This is a genomic window from Bradyrhizobium sp. 956_D2_N1_4 (genome assembly GCF_052076025.1).
Lineage (GTDB): Bacteria > Pseudomonadota > Alphaproteobacteria > Rhizobiales > Xanthobacteraceae > Bradyrhizobium > Bradyrhizobium barranii.
In genome coordinates this window covers 8,063,360-8,079,585 of sequence record NZ_CP197237.1, presented here as the reverse complement: position 1 = coordinate 8,079,585, position 16,226 = coordinate 8,063,360, and the positions used below count along the sequence as shown (strand labels likewise).

Below are 16,226 nucleotides of genomic sequence, written 5' to 3'. Positions count from 1 at the left end.
GGCATGGTGCCCGGCAAATAGGGACGCAGGCGGCACAAGACCGCCGAGGGAGGGATTTTGGCCGTTCGTTATTACGACTGGATCGTCCATCACGGCCGCCGCACGCCTGACAAGGTCGCGGTGATCGACCTCGCGAGCGAGCGCCGCTTCACCTATTCGCAGCTCGATGCCCGCGTCTCGCGCCTGGCCGGATTTCTCCGTGACGCACTCAAGGTGTCGCGCGGCGACCGCGTCGCGGTGCTGGCGCTGAACACGACCGACACGCTGGAGGTGCAGTTCGCCTGCGGACGGCTCGGCGCGGTCTTCGTGCCGCTGAACACCCGCCTCACCGTTCCCGAGCTCCAGTTCATCACCGGCGATTGCGCGCCGAAGGTGATGATTCACGACACTGATCTCGCCGAGACTGCGCTCGACGTCGCAAAACTCTGCAACGTCGCGACCAGCCTGCTGCTCGGCCCCGGCGGCGCTTACGAGACCGGCATCGCGTCCGCCAAGCCGCTCGCCCGCGCCGAGGAGGTCACGCTCGATGACGTCTCGACCATCATGTACACGTCGGGCACCACGGGCCATCCCAAGGGCGCGACCATCACCCATGGCATGACCTTCTGGAATTGCGTCAATCTCGGCGGTCCCGCCTGCATCGGCCCGGCCTCGGTGCTGCTCACGGTGCTGCCGCTGTTCCACACCGGCGGGCTCAATTGCTACACCAACCCGGTGCTGCATGCCGGCGGCACCGTGATGATCATGCGCGCCTTCGATCCCGGCACGGCGCTCGGCCTGATCAACGATCCCGCGCAGGGCATCAACGTGTTCTTCGGCGTGCCCGCGATCTACCAGTTCATGGCACAGCATCCGGCCTTCGCGACGACTGACCTGACCCGGTTGATCGTCTGCGGTGTCGGCGGCGCGCCGATGCCGGTGCCGCTGCTGAAAGTGTGGGAGGCACGCGGGGTCGCGCTGCAGCAGGGCTACGGCATGACCGAGACCTCGCCGGCCGTGCTGGTACTGGATCGCGAGGATGCGGCGCGCAAGGCGGGCTCGGCCGGCAAGCCGGTGCTGCACACCGAGGTGCGGATCGTGCGACCCGACGGCAGCGATGCCGATGTCGGCGAACTCGGCGAGCTCTGGGTCAAGGGCCCGAACATCACGCCGGGCTACTGGAACAGGCCGGAGGCAAACAAGACGTCCTTCACCGACGGCTGGCTGCACACGGGCGATGCGACGCGCGTCGACGAGGAAGGCTTCTACTATATCGTCGACCGCTGGAAGGACATGTACATCTCAGGCGGCGAGAACGTCTATCCGGCCGAGGTCGAGAACGTCCTGCATCAGCTCACCGCGATCGCGGAAGCCGCCGTGATCGGCATTCCCGATCCGCAATGGGGCGAAGTGGGGCTCGCCATCGTCGCAGCCAAGCCCGGTCAGCGGCTGACCGAGGCGGATGTCTTTGCGCACTGCGCGGCCAATCTCGCGCGCTTCAAATGCCCGCGACAGGTGCGGTTCGTCGATGCGCTCCCGCGCAACGCCACCGGCAAGATCCACAAGCCGACCTTGCGGAAAGAATTCTCGGTGGCGTCCGAAGTCGACAAGAAAGTCGCGAACGCCTGATCAAAGCGCCCCTTGCGGGCGCTTCTTCGTTTCTGACGTGCCTGCTCCAACCCAGAAGAAACCGCAAAGAAAACCCCAAGGAATTTTCATGAACAAGAAACTCTCCCTGCTTGCCGCAGCAACGGCGTTGACGCTGCTTGCGATCCCGTCCGCGTATGCGCAGAAGGCGTACGACACCGGCGTCACCGACACCGAGATCAAGATCGGCAATGTCGAGGCCTATTCCGGTCCCGCGTCCGCCTACGGCATCATCGGCAAGACCGAGGAAGCCTATTTCAAGATGATCAACGACCAGGGCGGCATCAACGGCCGCAAGATCAACTGGATCTCCTATGACGACGGCTACTCGCCGCCGAAGACCGTGGAGCAGATCCGCAAGCTGATCGAGAGCGACGAGGTCTTCCTGGTCTTCAACGCGCTGGGCACGCCGACCCAGACCGCCGTGCAGAAATATCACAATTCCAAGAAGGTGCCGCAGCTCTTCCTCGCCACCGGCGCGAGCAAGTGGAACGACCCGAAGAACTTTCCCTGGACCATGGGCTTCCAGCCGAGCTACCGGGTCGAGGCACAGATCTTCGCAAAATACATTCTGAAGGAGAAGCCGGACGCGAAGGTCGCGATCTTCTATGCCAACGACGATTTCGGCAAGGACTACCTCGCCGGCATCAAGGACGTGTTCGGCGACAAGGCATCGAAGCTGATCGTGGCCGAGGAGAGCTACGAGACCTCGGAGCCGTCGATCGACGCCCATATCGTCAAGCTCAAGGGCACCGGCGCCGATGTCTTCGTGAACATCGCGACCCCGAAATTCGCGGCGCAGGCCATCAAGAAGATCGCGGAGCTGGAGTGGAGGCCGATGCACCTGATGACCGACGTCTCGGTGTCGATCGGCGCGGTGATGAAGCCGGCCGGCCTCGAGGCATCCGAAGGCGTGTTGTCGGCCGGCTATCTGAAGGATGCGTCGGACCCGCAGTGGAAGGACGACGAGGGCATGAAGAAGTTCATGACCTTCATCGACAAGTACATGCCCGGCGCGAACATCTCGGATGCCAATCTGGTGTACGCCTATGCCGCGGCCCAGACGATGGTGCAGGTGCTGAAGCAGTCGGGTGACAATCTGACCCGTGAGAACGTGATGAAGCAGGCCTCGAGCCTCAAGGACTTCGTCCCTGACACGCTGATCCCGGGGATCAAGATCAACACCTCGGCCACCGACTTCGCGCCAATCGAGCAGCTCAAGATGTGGCGGTTCAAGAAGGGCCAGTGGGAGCTGTTCGGCGACATCATCAGCGCCGAAACGGGCGGCTAGCCACGCATCGCAGCAACGGGTGGAGACGTCCAGCTGACGTCTTCGCCTGCACTGACGTCGATCCCCGCGACCGGCAGGCCGAGCCGGCGCGGGTCATCGATGGCCGCAAAACGCGGACAGGCCCATGCCAGGATCGCCCCGCCCGATGGCGGCAGATCGAGCTGAAGAACGAAGGCACCCGCGTCGATCGCGGTCGCAGCATCCGCAACGCGCATGCCGTCGAGATAGAACTGCACGCCGATCCGATCCAGCGGCCCGCGAATCTCCGGCGACGCGATGCGAATGATGGCGCGCCCAGGCGGCGCCTCGATCCGCAAGGCGGCTTCCGGCTCGCTCCAGCGGAAGCTGCGGCCCTGCCAGACCTCCCAGGCATGGAAGCCGGCCTGTGCGACCATCTGATCGCCGAGATTCTGCGCAGCTCCGCCAAGGCTCCCCCGAATGCCACGGATACAATAGAGGCGCTGATAGTGGATCAGCGCGGCGATATAACGCTTCAGCCAGCGCGCGATGCTGCCGCGAGAGCCGCCCATGGTGAGCAGGGTCAGACTGCAGCGCGCATAGCCTGCCGACACACGTGCAAGACCAAGCGCAAGGCGGTCGCCGGCCAGTGCGATCGCGCCCCAACGCCCGATCGCCTGCAGGCCTTCGCCGGTCACGCGGCCCGCGCGCATCCGTGCAGCAAGGGCGCTACGCGCGAGCGCGACGTTGAAATCGCCGCGGCTGCTCCACTCGACCGGAGTTTCGAGCAGCTCGCTGCCGGGATCGTTGCGCGCTTCGCTGAGATAGCGGATCTCGCCCCGCACAAAATCGAGCGTGAATGTCTTCAGCTCGCCGATTTCGCCGATATAGTAATGATGGAAGCGCGCCTCCTCGAGATAGCCGATCGTATGGCCCCCCGCGTGATACGCGGCGGCGAGCACCCATTCGGCGAAATGACCGAGCTCCTCGCGCAGGCCGCCGCATTCCCAATAGACGTCGCGCCGCGTCACGAAGCACTGGTCCAGCACCTTGCGCCAGGGATGCTGCTTCATGCCGAACTCGATGTCGGCCTGGTACATGGCGGCCTCCGCCACGGACAGCCGGTTATGGCAGATCGGCACCGACTGACAGGAGAACCCAGCCCAGTCGGGACGCGCGCCGATCGCGCGGATGCAGGCCTCCATCACGTCAGGCTCGGGCCGGCAATGCGACTCCGTGAAGAACAGATATTTGCCGCGGGCCTTGGCGGCGCCGAAGGCGCAGAGCCCGATGTCATGGTCCGAATTGGTGAACTCGAGGCGCGCTTTGCCGCCGGCCAGCGCCTTCAGCTCGTTGAGTGCCTTGAAATCAGGCGGCACCACCAGAATGATTTCGTAAAGCGATTTGTCGGCGGTTTGCGACGTCCAGCCGAGCCAGGACAGCTCCCACTGCCCGCGGTGATGTTCCAGCGGGATGATGATGGAGAACAGCGGAGATTCACCGCCGTATGGTGCGGGCACGTTCTGCATGTTCCCTTATAGACGCACGCGACGCCATTCCGGACTCCTTCTCGCGAACTATACCGACAGAAACAACGCGAACGATTCCTCCACCGTGCGGCGCAGATGCTTTCCATACAATGCGTGGTTGGCATCGTCGGGGCCGACCCGTCCCAGGGATGGCTTCGCGACATTGCGGAGCGGCACATAGGCGATCGGCGCCGCGATCGGCGTCAGTTGCGAGCCGGGTCCGGCGCGGAGCGTCGAGATGATGCCGTACATCTCGCCGGCAACCGTCGGCCGCGACACCGTGATCACGCGGTGCTGGCCGTGCTTGATGATGACGAGATAGATGAAGCCGGACTGATGCGGCACAGCAACTTCGCCGGTATGCTCATAGGCGGCATCGGTCCGCTCGCCCTCGCGGAACACCAGTGAAGACACCTTCGGCTCCCAGACGATCTCGGTGCGATAGGCGAAGATCGCATCCTTGTCGCCGAAGGACGGCCGCAGCGTGATGTAGACGTCCTCGAGCCAGGTCACCGCGCGATGCGCATAGGAGCCGAGGCTGTCGGGCGCGACATCGTTTGCGGCCGGAGGCGTCACCACGGCGGTGCTTTTACGCAAGGAGACGCCCAGCGCCTGCTCCAGCCGCACGGTCGTTGCCAGCGTGAACGGCCGCCGGCCACCGAGCACCTTCTCCAGCGTCGACAGGCTGAGCTTGGCCTGCTCGGCCAACGCCTGCCGGGAAATCCGGCGCCTGGCGAGCTCCTCGCGAATGGTCTCCGCGATCTCGCGGCTCTGCTCGTCCGAAAGCTGTCCGTCGGTGACTTTATCCTGCATCTGCATCGTCAGCCCTGCTCCACGGACGCCAGTCTAGCAGGGCGGACAAACCAGCACAAAACCGTACATGGCCATCCCGGCCTTGGCCTGCCCGGGCCGGCCGCGGCGGAACATTGCCGATCATTCTGCTCGCGCATTCAGGCGCTCCCGACGGATGCTCGGAGCCAGCGAACACCCTTCGGGAGCAGGCGAAATGGATAGCTACGACACAGCCGACAGCGACGAGCACCCCATGCTGGGGCGGCTGATCAAGCTCGGATTGTTTCTTCTGGTGCAGGGCATCGCGGTGATGCTGGTCGCCTTCGTGGCCCTGCTCGTGAGTCTTGAGCCCGGATGGTCGGCGACGACGGAGCAGGCCAGCCTGCTCCAGCCCGGCGATGCCAAATCCGGCACCCTTCTCCTGAAGGAGGACGGCGCCTACGCGGAGGCGATCCGCCTCGGCATCGACGTCGACATCACGGTATCAGGCCCGACGCTGCGCGCCCGCGTCACCCAGGTCTTCCGCAATCCGACCAAGGACTGGGTCGAGGCGACCTACGTTTATCCGCTTCCCACCGGCGGCGCCGTCGACACGCTGAAGATGGTGGTCGGTGACCGCGTCATCATCGGCGACATCAAGGAGCGGCAGCAGGCACGCGTGATCTACGAGCAGGCGCGCCGTGCCGGCCAGAAGGCCGCGCTCACGGAGCAGGAGCGGCCGAACATCTTCACCAATTCGGTCGCCAATATCGGCCCCGGCGAAACCGTGCTGGTGCAGATCGAATATCAGGAACCGGTGCATCAATCCGGCAATGAATATTCGCTGCGGCTGCCGCTGGTGGTCGGGCCGCGCTACAATCCGGCGCCGATCGTGCAGAGCGTCGACTTCCGCAAGGACGGCTCGGGCTGGGGCGCGACCAATTCGGAGCCGGTGCCGGACCGCGACCGCATCTCGCCACCGGTGCTGGATCCCGCCAGGAACGCGCCGGTCAATCCGACCAGCATCACGGTCCGCCTGCAGGCAGGCTTCGCGCTCGGCGAGGTCAGGAGTCCCCACCATAACGTCAAGGTCGAGAGCCCGGACAATGCGACGCGAATCGTCACGCTCGCTGACGGCGCCGTGGCCGCCGACCGCGATTTCGAGCTGACCTGGAAGCCGGCCGCGGAGAAGGCTCCGTCGGTTGGCCTGTTCCGCGAGCGTGTCGGCGATGCCGACTATCTGCTCGCCTTCGTCACCCCGCCCAGTGCCGAGCAGGCGACGCAAAAGCCGCTGCCGCGCGAGGTTGTGTTCGTGATCGACAATTCGGGCTCGATGGGCGGTACGTCGATCGTTCAGGCCAAGGCCAGCCTGACTTACGCGCTCTCCCGCCTTCAACCGAACGACCGCTTCAACGTCATCCGCTTCGACGACACCATGGACGTGCTGTTCCCGGCCTCCGTGCCGGCCGACGCCACGCATGTCGGTGAAGCCACGTCGTTCGTCAGTACCTTGCAGGCGCGCGGCGGCACTGAGATGGTGCCGGCGATGCGCGCGGCGCTGACCGACAAGGCTGGCGACACCAGCATGGTCCGCCAGGTGGTGTTCCTGACCGATGGTGCGATCGGCAACGAGCAGCAATTGTTTGAAACGATCACTGCGATGCGGGGCCGCTCGCGCGTGTTCATGGTCGGCATCGGATCCGCACCCAACACCTATCTGATGACGCGCGCCGCCGAGCTCGGCCGCGGCGCCTTCACCCATATCGGCTCCGTCGAGCAGGTCGAGGAGCGCATGCGCGGCCTGTTCGCCAAGCTGGAGAACCCCGCGGTGACCGGGCTCAGCGTAGAGTTCTCCGATGCCAAGGCGGACGTGACGCCTGCGATCATTCCCGACGTCTATCGCGACGAACCGCTGGTGCTGGCGGCAAAGCTCGACAAGCTCGCCGGCTCGCTCGAGATCAAGGGACGTGTCGGCGACCGCCCGTGGTCGGTGACGCTGCCGCTGCAAAGCGCCGCTGAAGGCAAGGGCCTGTCAAAACTCTGGGCCAAGCGCAAGATCGGCGACGCCGAGGTGGCGCGTACCATGCGCGAGATGACGCCCGAAGACTCCGACAAGGCGATCCTCGCGCTGGCGCTCGACCACCAGATCGTCACGCGGCTCACCAGCCTCGTCGCGGTCGACAAGACGCCGAGCCGCCCCGAGGGCGAGCCGCTCAAGCTCAGCGAGCTGCCGCTCAACCTGCCGGCCGGCTGGGATTTCGAGAAGGTCTTTGGCGAGCGACCGCACCTGACGCCCACACAATTGCGCGAACGCCATGCGGATGCGCGCAACCAGCCGACGACGAGGCGGCCGACGCCCGCCGCGCCGGATGCGATCCGCCTGCCCAAGACCGCGACCTCGGCCGAGCTCAAGATGATCGCAGGTTTCATCCTGATCGTGCTCGCCCTGATCCTGTACGTGTTCAACCGGCGTCAGCCCTTGCTCACTGACGCCGCTTGAGAGAGGAGCCCCCCCGAACTCCTCTGTTAGCGCGCGCGGCTGCCCGTCCCATGGCAACGGCCGCGCGCGCCTTTTTCTTCTTGCCGTCATTGCGAGCGCAGCGAAGCAATCCAGGCTGCCTCCCCGGAAGGATTCTGGATTGCTTCGCTGCGCTCGCAATGACGCGTGTGGAAACAATGCTCCGCCTGATCTCTCCTCTCGCTCTTGCACTTGCCGGCCTCATCCTGTTCGGCGACGGCGCCTACACCCATGCCAAGGCCTGGCTCGCGCAGGTGCTGCTGGAGCGCGCGTTCGACAGGAGCGTTGCGACCGGCGGCGTGGTCAAGCCATGGTCATGGGCCGACACCTGGCCGGTCGCACGGATCGAGGTGAAGCGGATCGGCGCCAGCGCGATCGTGCTGGAAGGCACCAGCGGCCAGGCCCTCGCCTTCGGACCCGGCCATATCCACCAAACGGCTGATGCCGGCGAGCGCGGCATTGCGGTATATGCCGCGCATCGCGATACACATTTCCGCTTCCTGCGGAATGTCGCCATTGGTGACGTAATCGATGTCACACGCCGTGACGGAAAGCACTTTCGCTATCGGGCGGATTCCTCCGCTGTGGTTCGCTTCGATGAGTCCGGCATCGATCCCGCGGCGCAGGATGTCGAGCTGGTGCTCACAACCTGCTGGCCCTTCGACGCCGTCACGCCCGGACCCGAGCGCTACACCCTGCATGCCACCTTGATCGAAACAGGTGAATAGCGGTTCGCAATCGGCCATCCGGGATCGATAGAGACCGCGCCGAACAGCCGGGGAACCGCGCTTGATCGGGCCGCTGAACTGGCGTCGTCTCCTATAGACCTGTAAGAACAGCCGATTGATCTTTTGACGCTGTAATTTTCAGGACAACCTGTAATGGACGACGAGTTCAGGCAGCGCCTCGAACAGCGGCTGGAGCAACTCGAAAATCGTGTCGCGCTCCTGGAACGGAATCAGGACCTCATTGCTGCCGGACAGAGACGATCCTCGCTGCGGAGCCTCTGGCGACGACCGCCGATGTGGACCTTCGAGCAATATCCGCCGCGCCTGCTCAACCTGACTGCCTTCCCGCGTGCGCCTGCGATCCCGGCGAATGCGCCGCGGATCACGATGGTCACGCCAAGCTACAATCATGCGCAATATCTCGACGCCACGATCGAGAGCATCGTCAGTCAGAACTATCCGAAGCTGACTTATCACGTGCAGGACGGCGCCTCGATCGACGGCACGATCGATCTCCTGAAGAGCCGAGGTGAGAGCATCAGCTGGACGAGCGAGCCGGACAAGGGGCAGTCGAACGCCATCAATCTCGGCTTCGCCGGTGCCGATTGCGAGATCATGGCCTATCTCAACAGCGACGATATGCTGCTGCCCGGAGCGCTCGCCTATGTCGCCGACTACTTCATGGCGCATCCCGATGTCGACGTCGTCTACGGCCATCGCGTCTTCGTCGACCGCGAGGGGCTCGAGGTTGGACGCGCCGTGCTGCCGCCGCATGACGGCAAGGCTTTGCAATATGCCGACTACATCCCGCAGGAGACGATGTTCTGGCGCAAGCGCGTGTGGGACAGGATCGGGCCCATCGACGAGAGCCTCCACTACGCGATGGATTGGGATTTCATCCTGCGGGCGCAAGCCGCGGAATTCAAATTCGTGCGCCTGCCACGATTTCTCGCCTGCTTCCGCATCCACGATGCACAGAAGACGGCTTCGACCTACGCGCTCGGCGTCAGGGAGATGGGCATCCTGCGGCGCCGCGTTCTCGGCTTCGATCCGACGCAGATGCAGATCCGGCGCGCCATCGCTTCCTATCTCGCGAAGCAGGTGGCCTATCACTACGCCTACAAGCTGCGCCTGCTGCGTTACTGAACGATAGCAGAGGCGTGATCACCATTTGAAAGAATGCGCGTCACGCAGTCGTGGCACGTCGTCCGATCGTTCGCACTTTCGCCAAAAGTCTGGTGATGCTAGCCTTGTCGCGAAGCACCCGCCATTCCGCCACGCGGCATTGAGCCATCACGATCAGTCCCGCCAGACGCCGGCGCAAGACAGCGCGCTGCAACAAGAACAAGAGGTGAGGAAGCGCCATGGAAGCCAAGGTACCTGCTGCGTCCGTTTTTCCGCGTCCATGGTCTCCAGCGCCCGATGCCAGCGACATCGTCAAGGGCATCCACGCCATGCTGCACCCGCACAACATTGTGCTGGTGGGCGCGACCGACAAGCCCGGCAATTATGCCGAGCGCATCTGGAACAACCTCGTCAAGTACGGCTACGAGGGCGGGCTCTATCCGGTCAACGCCAAGCGCGACACCGTCTGGGGCGTGCCCTGCTACAAGGATTTCGCGAGCCTCCCGGAAAAGCCCGATCACGTGCTGGTGCTGGTGCCCGCGCGCTTTGCCGTGCAGGTGATCCGCGACGCCGCCGCGGCCGGCGCGCGCTCGGCCACCATCGTCACCTCGGGCTTCAGCGAGTTGCAGGATGAGGAGAGCCAGAAGCTCGCTGCCGAATTGCAAGCCGCGATACGCGAAACGGGGCTCGCCGTCACCGGCCCGAACTGCCTCGGCAATCTGAGCGCGGGCGAAAAGCTCTTCACCAATATCGACGACCGCGTCGTCACCATGGAACAGGGTGCGGTGGCGATCGCCGGGCAATCCGGCGCCATCGTGATGGCGATCCGGCAGGCGCTGGAGGATCGCGGCGTCGGGGTCGGCTACATGGTGACGACCGGCAACGAGGCCGGGCTCGAGACGCCGGACCTGATGCGCTATTTCGCCGAGGATCCGAGCATCAAGGTGATCGTGGTCTACCTCGAAGGCGTGCGCAACACCAAGGCGTTTCGCGACGCCTGCAAGGCCGCGCGTGCCGCAAGCAAGCCGGTCATCGCACTCAAGCTCGGTTCGTCCGAGGGTGGCCGCGCCGCGGCGATGGCGCATACCGGTGCGCTCGCAGGATCGATCGAGACGTTCGACGCCATCGCGACCCGTGAAGGCGTGATCCGGGTCGGCGGGCTCGACGAGCTGATCGAGACCACCGAATGCTTCGTTCACGCGGCCGTGCCCAAGGGCGACCGGCTCGCCGCGGTCACGCTATCAGGCGGCAAGCGCGGCATGCTGCTTGACGCCTTCTATGCCGAAGGCCTGAACTTTGCGCCGCTGAGCCCGCACGTCGGCTCCGAACTAGCGAAGATGCTCGGGCCGGGCTCGATCGTGGGCAATCCGCTCGATGCCGGCTTTGCCGCGGTGGTCGATCCCTCCGTCTACATGAAGTCGATCGAGCTGATGATCGACGACCCCGATATCGACATCGTCATCATCGATGCCGAACTGCCCAAGGCGCCGCACGAGTTGCGCGAGCGCAATCTGCGCATCGTCGATGGGATGGCGAGCCGGGCCGGCAAGCCGGTGATCTACATCAGCGCGATGTCGGTCGGCTTCACCGAATTCACCAAAGGCTTGCGCAAATCGCTGCCGCATCTCGCGGTCATGCAGGGCATGGACCGCGCGGTGACCGCGATCAAATCGCTGCTCGACTATGCGAAGCTGCGCAAGGCAGTGCCCGACATCGCCTCGAGCTCGAAGCCTGCCGCCCGCGCCGTGCTGGAGAAGGCGCTGAAATCGGCGAGCGGTGTCGCGCTCGACGAGGTTGCCTCGAAGAAGCTGCTGAAGGCCTATGGCATCCCGACCTCGAAGGAAGCGATTGCGCAGACGGCGGCGGACGCCGCGAAGATCGCGAAGCAGATCGGTTTCCCGGTCGTGGCAAAAGTCGTCAGCGCCGAGATCCTGCACAAATCCGACATCGGCGGCGTGGTGCTGAATCTCAACAGCGCCGCCGAGGTGAAGAAGGCGTTCGCCGACATCACCGCGCGGGTGGCGAAGCTGAAGGGCAAGCCGAAGCTCGACGGCATCCTGATCGCGCAGCAGGTCAAGGCCGATCTCGAGCTCGTGGTCGGCGCCTCGCTCGATGCCGAAATGGGTCCGGTCGTGCTGTTCGGCACCGGCGGCATCGACATCGAGCTGATGAAGGACGTCGCACTCGCCGGCGCACCGCTCGACGAGGCCGAGGCCCGGCTCCTGATCGGCCGCACCAAGGCCGGCATCAAGATGCGCGGCTATCGCGGCAAGCCGGCCTTGCACGAGGCCTCCGCGGTGAAAGCGCTGGTCGGCCTGTCCAATTTGATCGCAGATGCCGGCGACCGGATCGCCTCAATCGACGTCAACCCGTTCCTGATCAACACCAAGACGGGCGTCGCCGTCGACGCGCTGATCGTATTGAACAATGCTGCTGCAAGACGCGCGGCCGGCCATTGATGTCGCCTAAGGCGGATTGGCGGGTTACGCTTCCGCCTTCGCTCTTCGAGCTACGGCGGACAAGTCGTTAACCCGCCCGCTCTAGTATTGCGGCCGCAGCATCGTCCTTCCAACCATCCCGCTTTGGCCGTAAAATCGCCCTGCATGGCACGCGCGAGCAACCTCGTAATCGGAACGGCGACGCTGGCGGTCATCGCCGTGGCGTTCGGCGGCGTGCTCGGCGTGCAGAAATGGCGCACAGCCCAGAGCCGGAGCCAGTTGCGCGTGGTGTTCGAGGGCGGCTCCGCCAGCGGCCTGCGCCGCGGCGGGCCGGTCAATTTCGACGGTGTTCCCGCGGGCCAGATCCTGTCGATCAAGCTGGATAATCCGCGCAAGATCGTGGCGCTGGTGATGCTCGACAACACCGCGCCGATCCGCAAGGACACGGTTGCGGGCATCGAGTTCCAGGGTCTCACCGGCGTCGCCGCGATTTCGTTGATCGGCGGCGCGCCCTCCGCGCCGCCGGTGCCGCTGGATACGGACGGCGTCCCGATGCTGATCGCCGATCTCAGCGACGCCGAATCCATCGTCGACACCCTGCACAGCGTCGATCGCACGATCGTCAGCAATGCCCCTGCGATCAAGGACGGCCTGCGCACGTTCGAGAACTACACCGCCGATCTCAGAAGCAAGGGCGGCGAAATCGACTCCGTCATGGCCAAGGTCGACAGCGCCTTCGCAGGCTTCGACAAGGCGGTCACCAAGATCGAAGGCGTGGTCCCCGGCTTCGCCGACGGCAAGGCGGACGAGCTGTTCGAGAAGATCAGGGGACTGCACGAGCTCGCCGATGCCATGAAGAAGAAGTCGGCTGCTTACGTCGAGGACATCCGCCGCTCGCTGCTCGACGTCAGCGAAGCCGCCAGCAAGATGGCTGGCACACCCCCGCCTGCCGCCGCCCCGCGCCCGCCGCGCAAGCCTCCGCAGAAGAAGCAGTGACGCCTTCTTATCCTCCCCTGGAGGGGGAGGATCGGATCGCATGCAGCAAAGCGAAATGCGATCCGAGGTGGGGTGAAAGTGCTTCCCAGCATGCAGTGCCCGAGTGGAGAGATCACCCCACCCCGCTCGCGCTTCGCGCGATCGACCCTCCCTCTCCAGGGGAGGGTGGCAACGCCCTACCACGCGTAGCGCACGACGCCCTTGCCGGCGTAGGAGCGGGTGACGTTCGAGAACTCGCCCTCGAAGGTCGCCGACGCAGACCAGCCGTTCATCCAGTTCATCTGCACCGCCGCCGTGGTCAGCGCGGAATCGCGCGCCTGCGCCGCACCGTTCACGACGAAGGCCGACCCCGGCAGGGTCTGGAACACCGCGCCGACGCTGCGGTCCGGATTGTAATCATGCGCCCAGGCGACGCGGCCGCGCAGGGTCATCAGGCCACCGGCCGCGGCGAATGATTTGTCGGCGCGCAGGCCGAGCTCGGTGCGGGTGCTGGTCACGTCCTTGGCGGCATAGTTGAGCGCGAAGGTGCTGTTGCCGACCACCGCGAACTCCGAATAGTTCGGAAGGCTGAACATGGTGGCCTGGGCCGCCGCATAGGGCGTGAGGCCGATCCACTGCGTAGCGTAGCGGTAACCGCCCTCGACACGGCCCGAGAGCGCGTTGGCGTTGAACTGCGCCCGCAGCTGATCGACGCCGGCGGCCGTGACGATGCGGTTGGTCGTGACGTCCTGCCAGCCATAGGCCAGTGCCGCCGTGATATAGGCAGGTCCTGCCGTGTGACGAACGAAGGCGCCGGCCTGGAACAGGTCGGAGCGGCCCCAGCCGAGCCCGTTGACGTTGAAGCCGGTCCCGCCGCCGGCAAGCGCAAAGCCGGCGATCGTCGATGGCGAGAAGCGATAGTCGAGGCCGACGGCAGTGCCATAGACGCTGCTGGTGGTGTTGTTCGAACCGAGCGCGGCATTGCCGTCGGTGGTCTGCGAGCCACCGTAGCCGGCCGCCCATACATCCCAGCGCTGCTCGAAGGTTGCGGCCGGTGCCTTGCGGTAGATCGAGGCGAAGGCGTCGCGCGCGTTCTTGTCACGCCCGCCCTTGCCGGTCGCGGCATAGGCATTCGCGCCCGGCTCGTCGGCATATGGTGTTGCACCTGCCGTGCCGCTGCGTCCCGAGCCGAAGACATCGGTCAAGAGGCCGAGGAACAGGTTCATCGCATTGAAGGTCGCCTGCTGCGAACCCGTTGCCGGTTCGCCGGAGGCCTGGGTCAGGCCGTTGGGGCCGAGGCCCGCGAATTCGGCTTGAAGGAAGCCATTGGCGTTGAAGAAATTCTGAAGCGTCGTGGCGACGTTCTGCTGGTTGATGTTGAGCGCGTATTTCGCGCCATAGTTCAGCGTGAAATCGAGGAACACTTCGTTTGACCCGACCGTCGTGGTGCCGACTAGGCCACCCGGCGCGGCAACGCCGGCGAAATTACCGGTGGCGCTGCCGAAAAACTGCATGATCGAGTAGTGCTGCATTATCTTGCTGCCGGGATACAGCGCGACACCCACGGTCCCGTCCAGCGTGACGTTGCCGCTGACGAGCGCATGGCTCGTGCTGAATCCACTACCGGCCTGCACAACATAGACCGAGCCGGGCTGCAAGGTGAGATCGCCCTGGACCTGCATGCTTGAGCCCGGGCCGCCGTCGCCGGGCGCATAGATGCCACCGGTGGCGATAACGGTGTTGCCGACAATCCCGGCGCCGAACAACGCACCGCCGGCATTCACGGTGGTCAGGCTCGATTGCGAGATGTCGCCATCAACCCGCAGGATGCCGCCATTCACCGTCGTCGTACCGGTGTAAGTGTTTGTGCCGGAGAGGATCAGCGTTCCGCTGCCGACCTTTTCCAGCGAGCCGGAGCCGATGAAACCACACCCGCAGGGATCGTAGTCGCCGATGACGCCATCGACCAGCGCGGAGCGGTTATTGCTACCGACGACGAGCGTGTTGCCGCCACCGATATAGTAGGTGCCATTGCCTTCGATCGAACCGGCCGTGATGCGGCCGTCGCCGTTCGGGCCGAGGCTGATCCCGAAATCGACGACGCCTGTGCCGGTGGTGATGAAGCGCGCATTGCCGCCGGTGGAATTATCGAAGAACTCGGTCTTGCCACCGTCCTTGGTGATGATCGTGGCGTTGCCGGCCGTCGTGAACGCACCGAAATTGGTCAGGCCATCGGCCTCGTTGATAATGGTTGCATTGCCGGCGGTCGCAGTATCGGACCCGGACAGCGTACCAAACACGGTCCCGCTGAAATCCTTGTTCACGATGGTCGCGGAGCCCGCCGAGGATTGATCGAGGAATGCGGTGCCGCCGCCATTCTGGTTGGTGATGTTGGCCGTGCCCGCATTGGTCCGGCCAAAGAAGCCGGTCAAGCCGCCGTCATTGATGATGGTCGCCCGGCCGGCCGTGGCGGTGTCGGTGCCGCCCCCGAGCGGATCACCGAAGTACAGCTGGCCGTTATTGGTGATCACCATAGAGCTGGCGGAGGTCGCGTTGAGGAACATCGTCGTGCCGGAGACAGCGTTCAGGAGCGATGTAATTCCCGACGTATCGGCATTGACGATATTGAAGAGGCCCTCGTTGTTAACGGCGCCAATGATGCTCGCGGTGTGGGTGGCGTCACCGAGCTGCAGCGCTGCGCACGAACAGATGAAAGTGTCGCCGGTATAGGTGTTGGCGCCGAGCAGCGCCAGGATGCCGGGTCCCTGCACGGAGATGCCACCACTGCCGGTGATGCGCGAGGCGATGACGGCCGATGGGTCTGTCGTGCCGGTGACATCGTTGGTGAAGAACGTCGTCCCCCCGGAGGCTAGCCTGAGATCGCCGCCCTGAATGGTGTAGACAGAACCGTCGCCGGTGAGGTCGAAGCCCACGAGGCTGGTGAGTTGCACGCCGCCTGGCGTAACCGTCACCGTGCCACCGCTTGCCGGCGTCGAGACTCCCGAGTAGCCGAACACCGTGCCGACTGACGAGGGATCGTAAGCAGTGCTGGTCGAACCGAAGACGTCCGTCCAATTCGTGGTGGTGGTGTCCCAGACGCCGCCTCCGCCGTTGACGGCGCCGTTCGGCGTGGTCTGCGACCCGTTGAAGATTTGCTGCGCTGCTGCGGGGCTCGCCGCCGCCGCCGCGCTCAAGGCGAGGCCGATCCAGAATGCCGCGCGAACAGCGGTGGCACGACGCGAGCAACCCCGCCCGCTCGATGGCAAC

At 64.8% G+C, this 16,226-nt stretch carries 10 protein-coding genes; 7 read left to right on the top strand and 3 right to left on the bottom strand.

Translation table 11 applies throughout. The features are described from left to right. Window positions 1-57 precede the first annotated feature (57 nt). Both AB7535_RS38080 and AB7535_RS38075 read left to right on the top strand, forming a co-directional pair. Entirely contained in the window at window positions 58-1,608 is a 1,551-nt protein-coding gene (locus AB7535_RS38080) for an acyl-CoA synthetase (RefSeq protein WP_354113331.1), read from the top strand. An 88-nt stretch (window positions 1,609-1,696) separates the two neighbouring features. Beyond that, window positions 1,697-2,917: an ABC transporter substrate-binding protein gene (locus AB7535_RS38075; RefSeq protein WP_354113330.1), complete on the top strand. Its 1,221-nt coding sequence runs from the start codon at window positions 1,697-1,699 to the stop codon at window positions 2,915-2,917. Here the strand turns inward: AB7535_RS38075 and AB7535_RS38070 are convergent. Both AB7535_RS38070 and AB7535_RS38065 read right to left on the bottom strand, forming a co-directional pair. Beyond that, complete coding sequence (locus tag AB7535_RS38070) at window positions 2,914-4,404, bottom strand: glycosyltransferase family 2 protein (protein ID WP_439037552.1); 1,491 nt, start codon at window positions 4,402-4,404, stop codon at window positions 2,914-2,916. The genes AB7535_RS38075 and AB7535_RS38070 overlap by 4 nt on opposite strands. Window positions 4,405-4,452: 48 nt before the next feature. Beyond that, complete coding sequence (locus AB7535_RS38065; RefSeq protein WP_354113328.1) at window positions 4,453-5,223, bottom strand: helix-turn-helix transcriptional regulator; 771 nt, start codon at window positions 5,221-5,223, stop codon at window positions 4,453-4,455. Between the two features lie 187 nt (window positions 5,224-5,410). On the opposite strand from AB7535_RS38065, the gene AB7535_RS38060 reads away from it, so the two are divergent. The 5 genes from AB7535_RS38060 to AB7535_RS38040 all read left to right on the top strand — a co-directional run bounded on the left by AB7535_RS38060 (window position 5,411) and on the right by AB7535_RS38040 (window position 12,980). After that, window positions 5,411-7,675: a marine proteobacterial sortase target protein gene (locus tag AB7535_RS38060; protein WP_354113327.1), complete on the top strand. Its 2,265-nt coding sequence runs from the start codon at window positions 5,411-5,413 to the stop codon at window positions 7,673-7,675. 176 nt (window positions 7,676-7,851) lie between these two features. Next, on the top strand, window positions 7,852-8,421 hold the full coding sequence (locus tag AB7535_RS38055) for a class GN sortase (protein WP_354113326.1): 570 nt from the start codon (window positions 7,852-7,854) through the stop codon (window positions 8,419-8,421). Window positions 8,422-8,574: 153 nt separating this feature from the next. Next, entirely contained in the window at window positions 8,575-9,567 is a 993-nt protein-coding gene (locus AB7535_RS38050) for a glycosyltransferase family 2 protein (protein WP_354113325.1), read from the top strand. Window positions 9,568-9,785: 218 nt separating this feature from the next. Continuing rightward, complete coding sequence (locus AB7535_RS38045) at window positions 9,786-12,005, top strand: acetate--CoA ligase family protein (protein ID WP_354113324.1); 2,220 nt, start codon at window positions 9,786-9,788, stop codon at window positions 12,003-12,005. 144 nt (window positions 12,006-12,149) lie between these two features. Further along, on the top strand, window positions 12,150-12,980 hold the full coding sequence (locus AB7535_RS38040; protein ID WP_354113323.1) for an MlaD family protein: 831 nt from the start codon (window positions 12,150-12,152) through the stop codon (window positions 12,978-12,980). A gap of 176 nt (window positions 12,981-13,156) precedes the next feature. On the opposite strand, the gene AB7535_RS38035 is transcribed toward AB7535_RS38040, so the two are convergent. After that, complete coding sequence (locus AB7535_RS38035) at window positions 13,157-16,153, bottom strand: autotransporter outer membrane beta-barrel domain-containing protein (RefSeq protein ID WP_354113322.1); 2,997 nt, start codon at window positions 16,151-16,153, stop codon at window positions 13,157-13,159. Between the last annotated feature and the right edge of the window lie 73 nt (window positions 16,154-16,226).

Excerpts from the sequence above, each read along its gene's own strand:
- AB7535_RS38040 (WP_354113323.1), top strand. The coding sequence starts at position 12,150 with ATGGCACGCGCGAGCAACCTCGTAATCGGAACGGCGACGCTGGCGGTC.
- AB7535_RS38075 (WP_354113330.1), top strand. The coding sequence starts at position 1,697 with ATGAACAAGAAACTCTCCCTGCTTGCCGCAGCAACGGCGTTGACGCTG.
- AB7535_RS38045 (WP_354113324.1), top strand. The coding sequence starts at position 9,786 with ATGGAAGCCAAGGTACCTGCTGCGTCCGTTTTTCCGCGTCCATGGTCT.
- AB7535_RS38050 (WP_354113325.1), top strand. The coding sequence starts at position 8,575 with ATGGACGACGAGTTCAGGCAGCGCCTCGAACAGCGGCTGGAGCAACTC.
- AB7535_RS38060 (WP_354113327.1), top strand. The coding sequence starts at position 5,411 with ATGGATAGCTACGACACAGCCGACAGCGACGAGCACCCCATGCTGGGG.
- AB7535_RS38065 (WP_354113328.1), bottom strand. The coding sequence starts at position 5,223 with ATGCAGATGCAGGATAAAGTCACCGACGGACAGCTTTCGGACGAGCAG.
- AB7535_RS38055 (WP_354113326.1), top strand. The coding sequence starts at position 7,852 with ATGCTCCGCCTGATCTCTCCTCTCGCTCTTGCACTTGCCGGCCTCATC.
- AB7535_RS38070 (WP_439037552.1), bottom strand. The coding sequence starts at position 4,404 with ATGCAGAACGTGCCCGCACCATACGGCGGTGAATCTCCGCTGTTCTCC.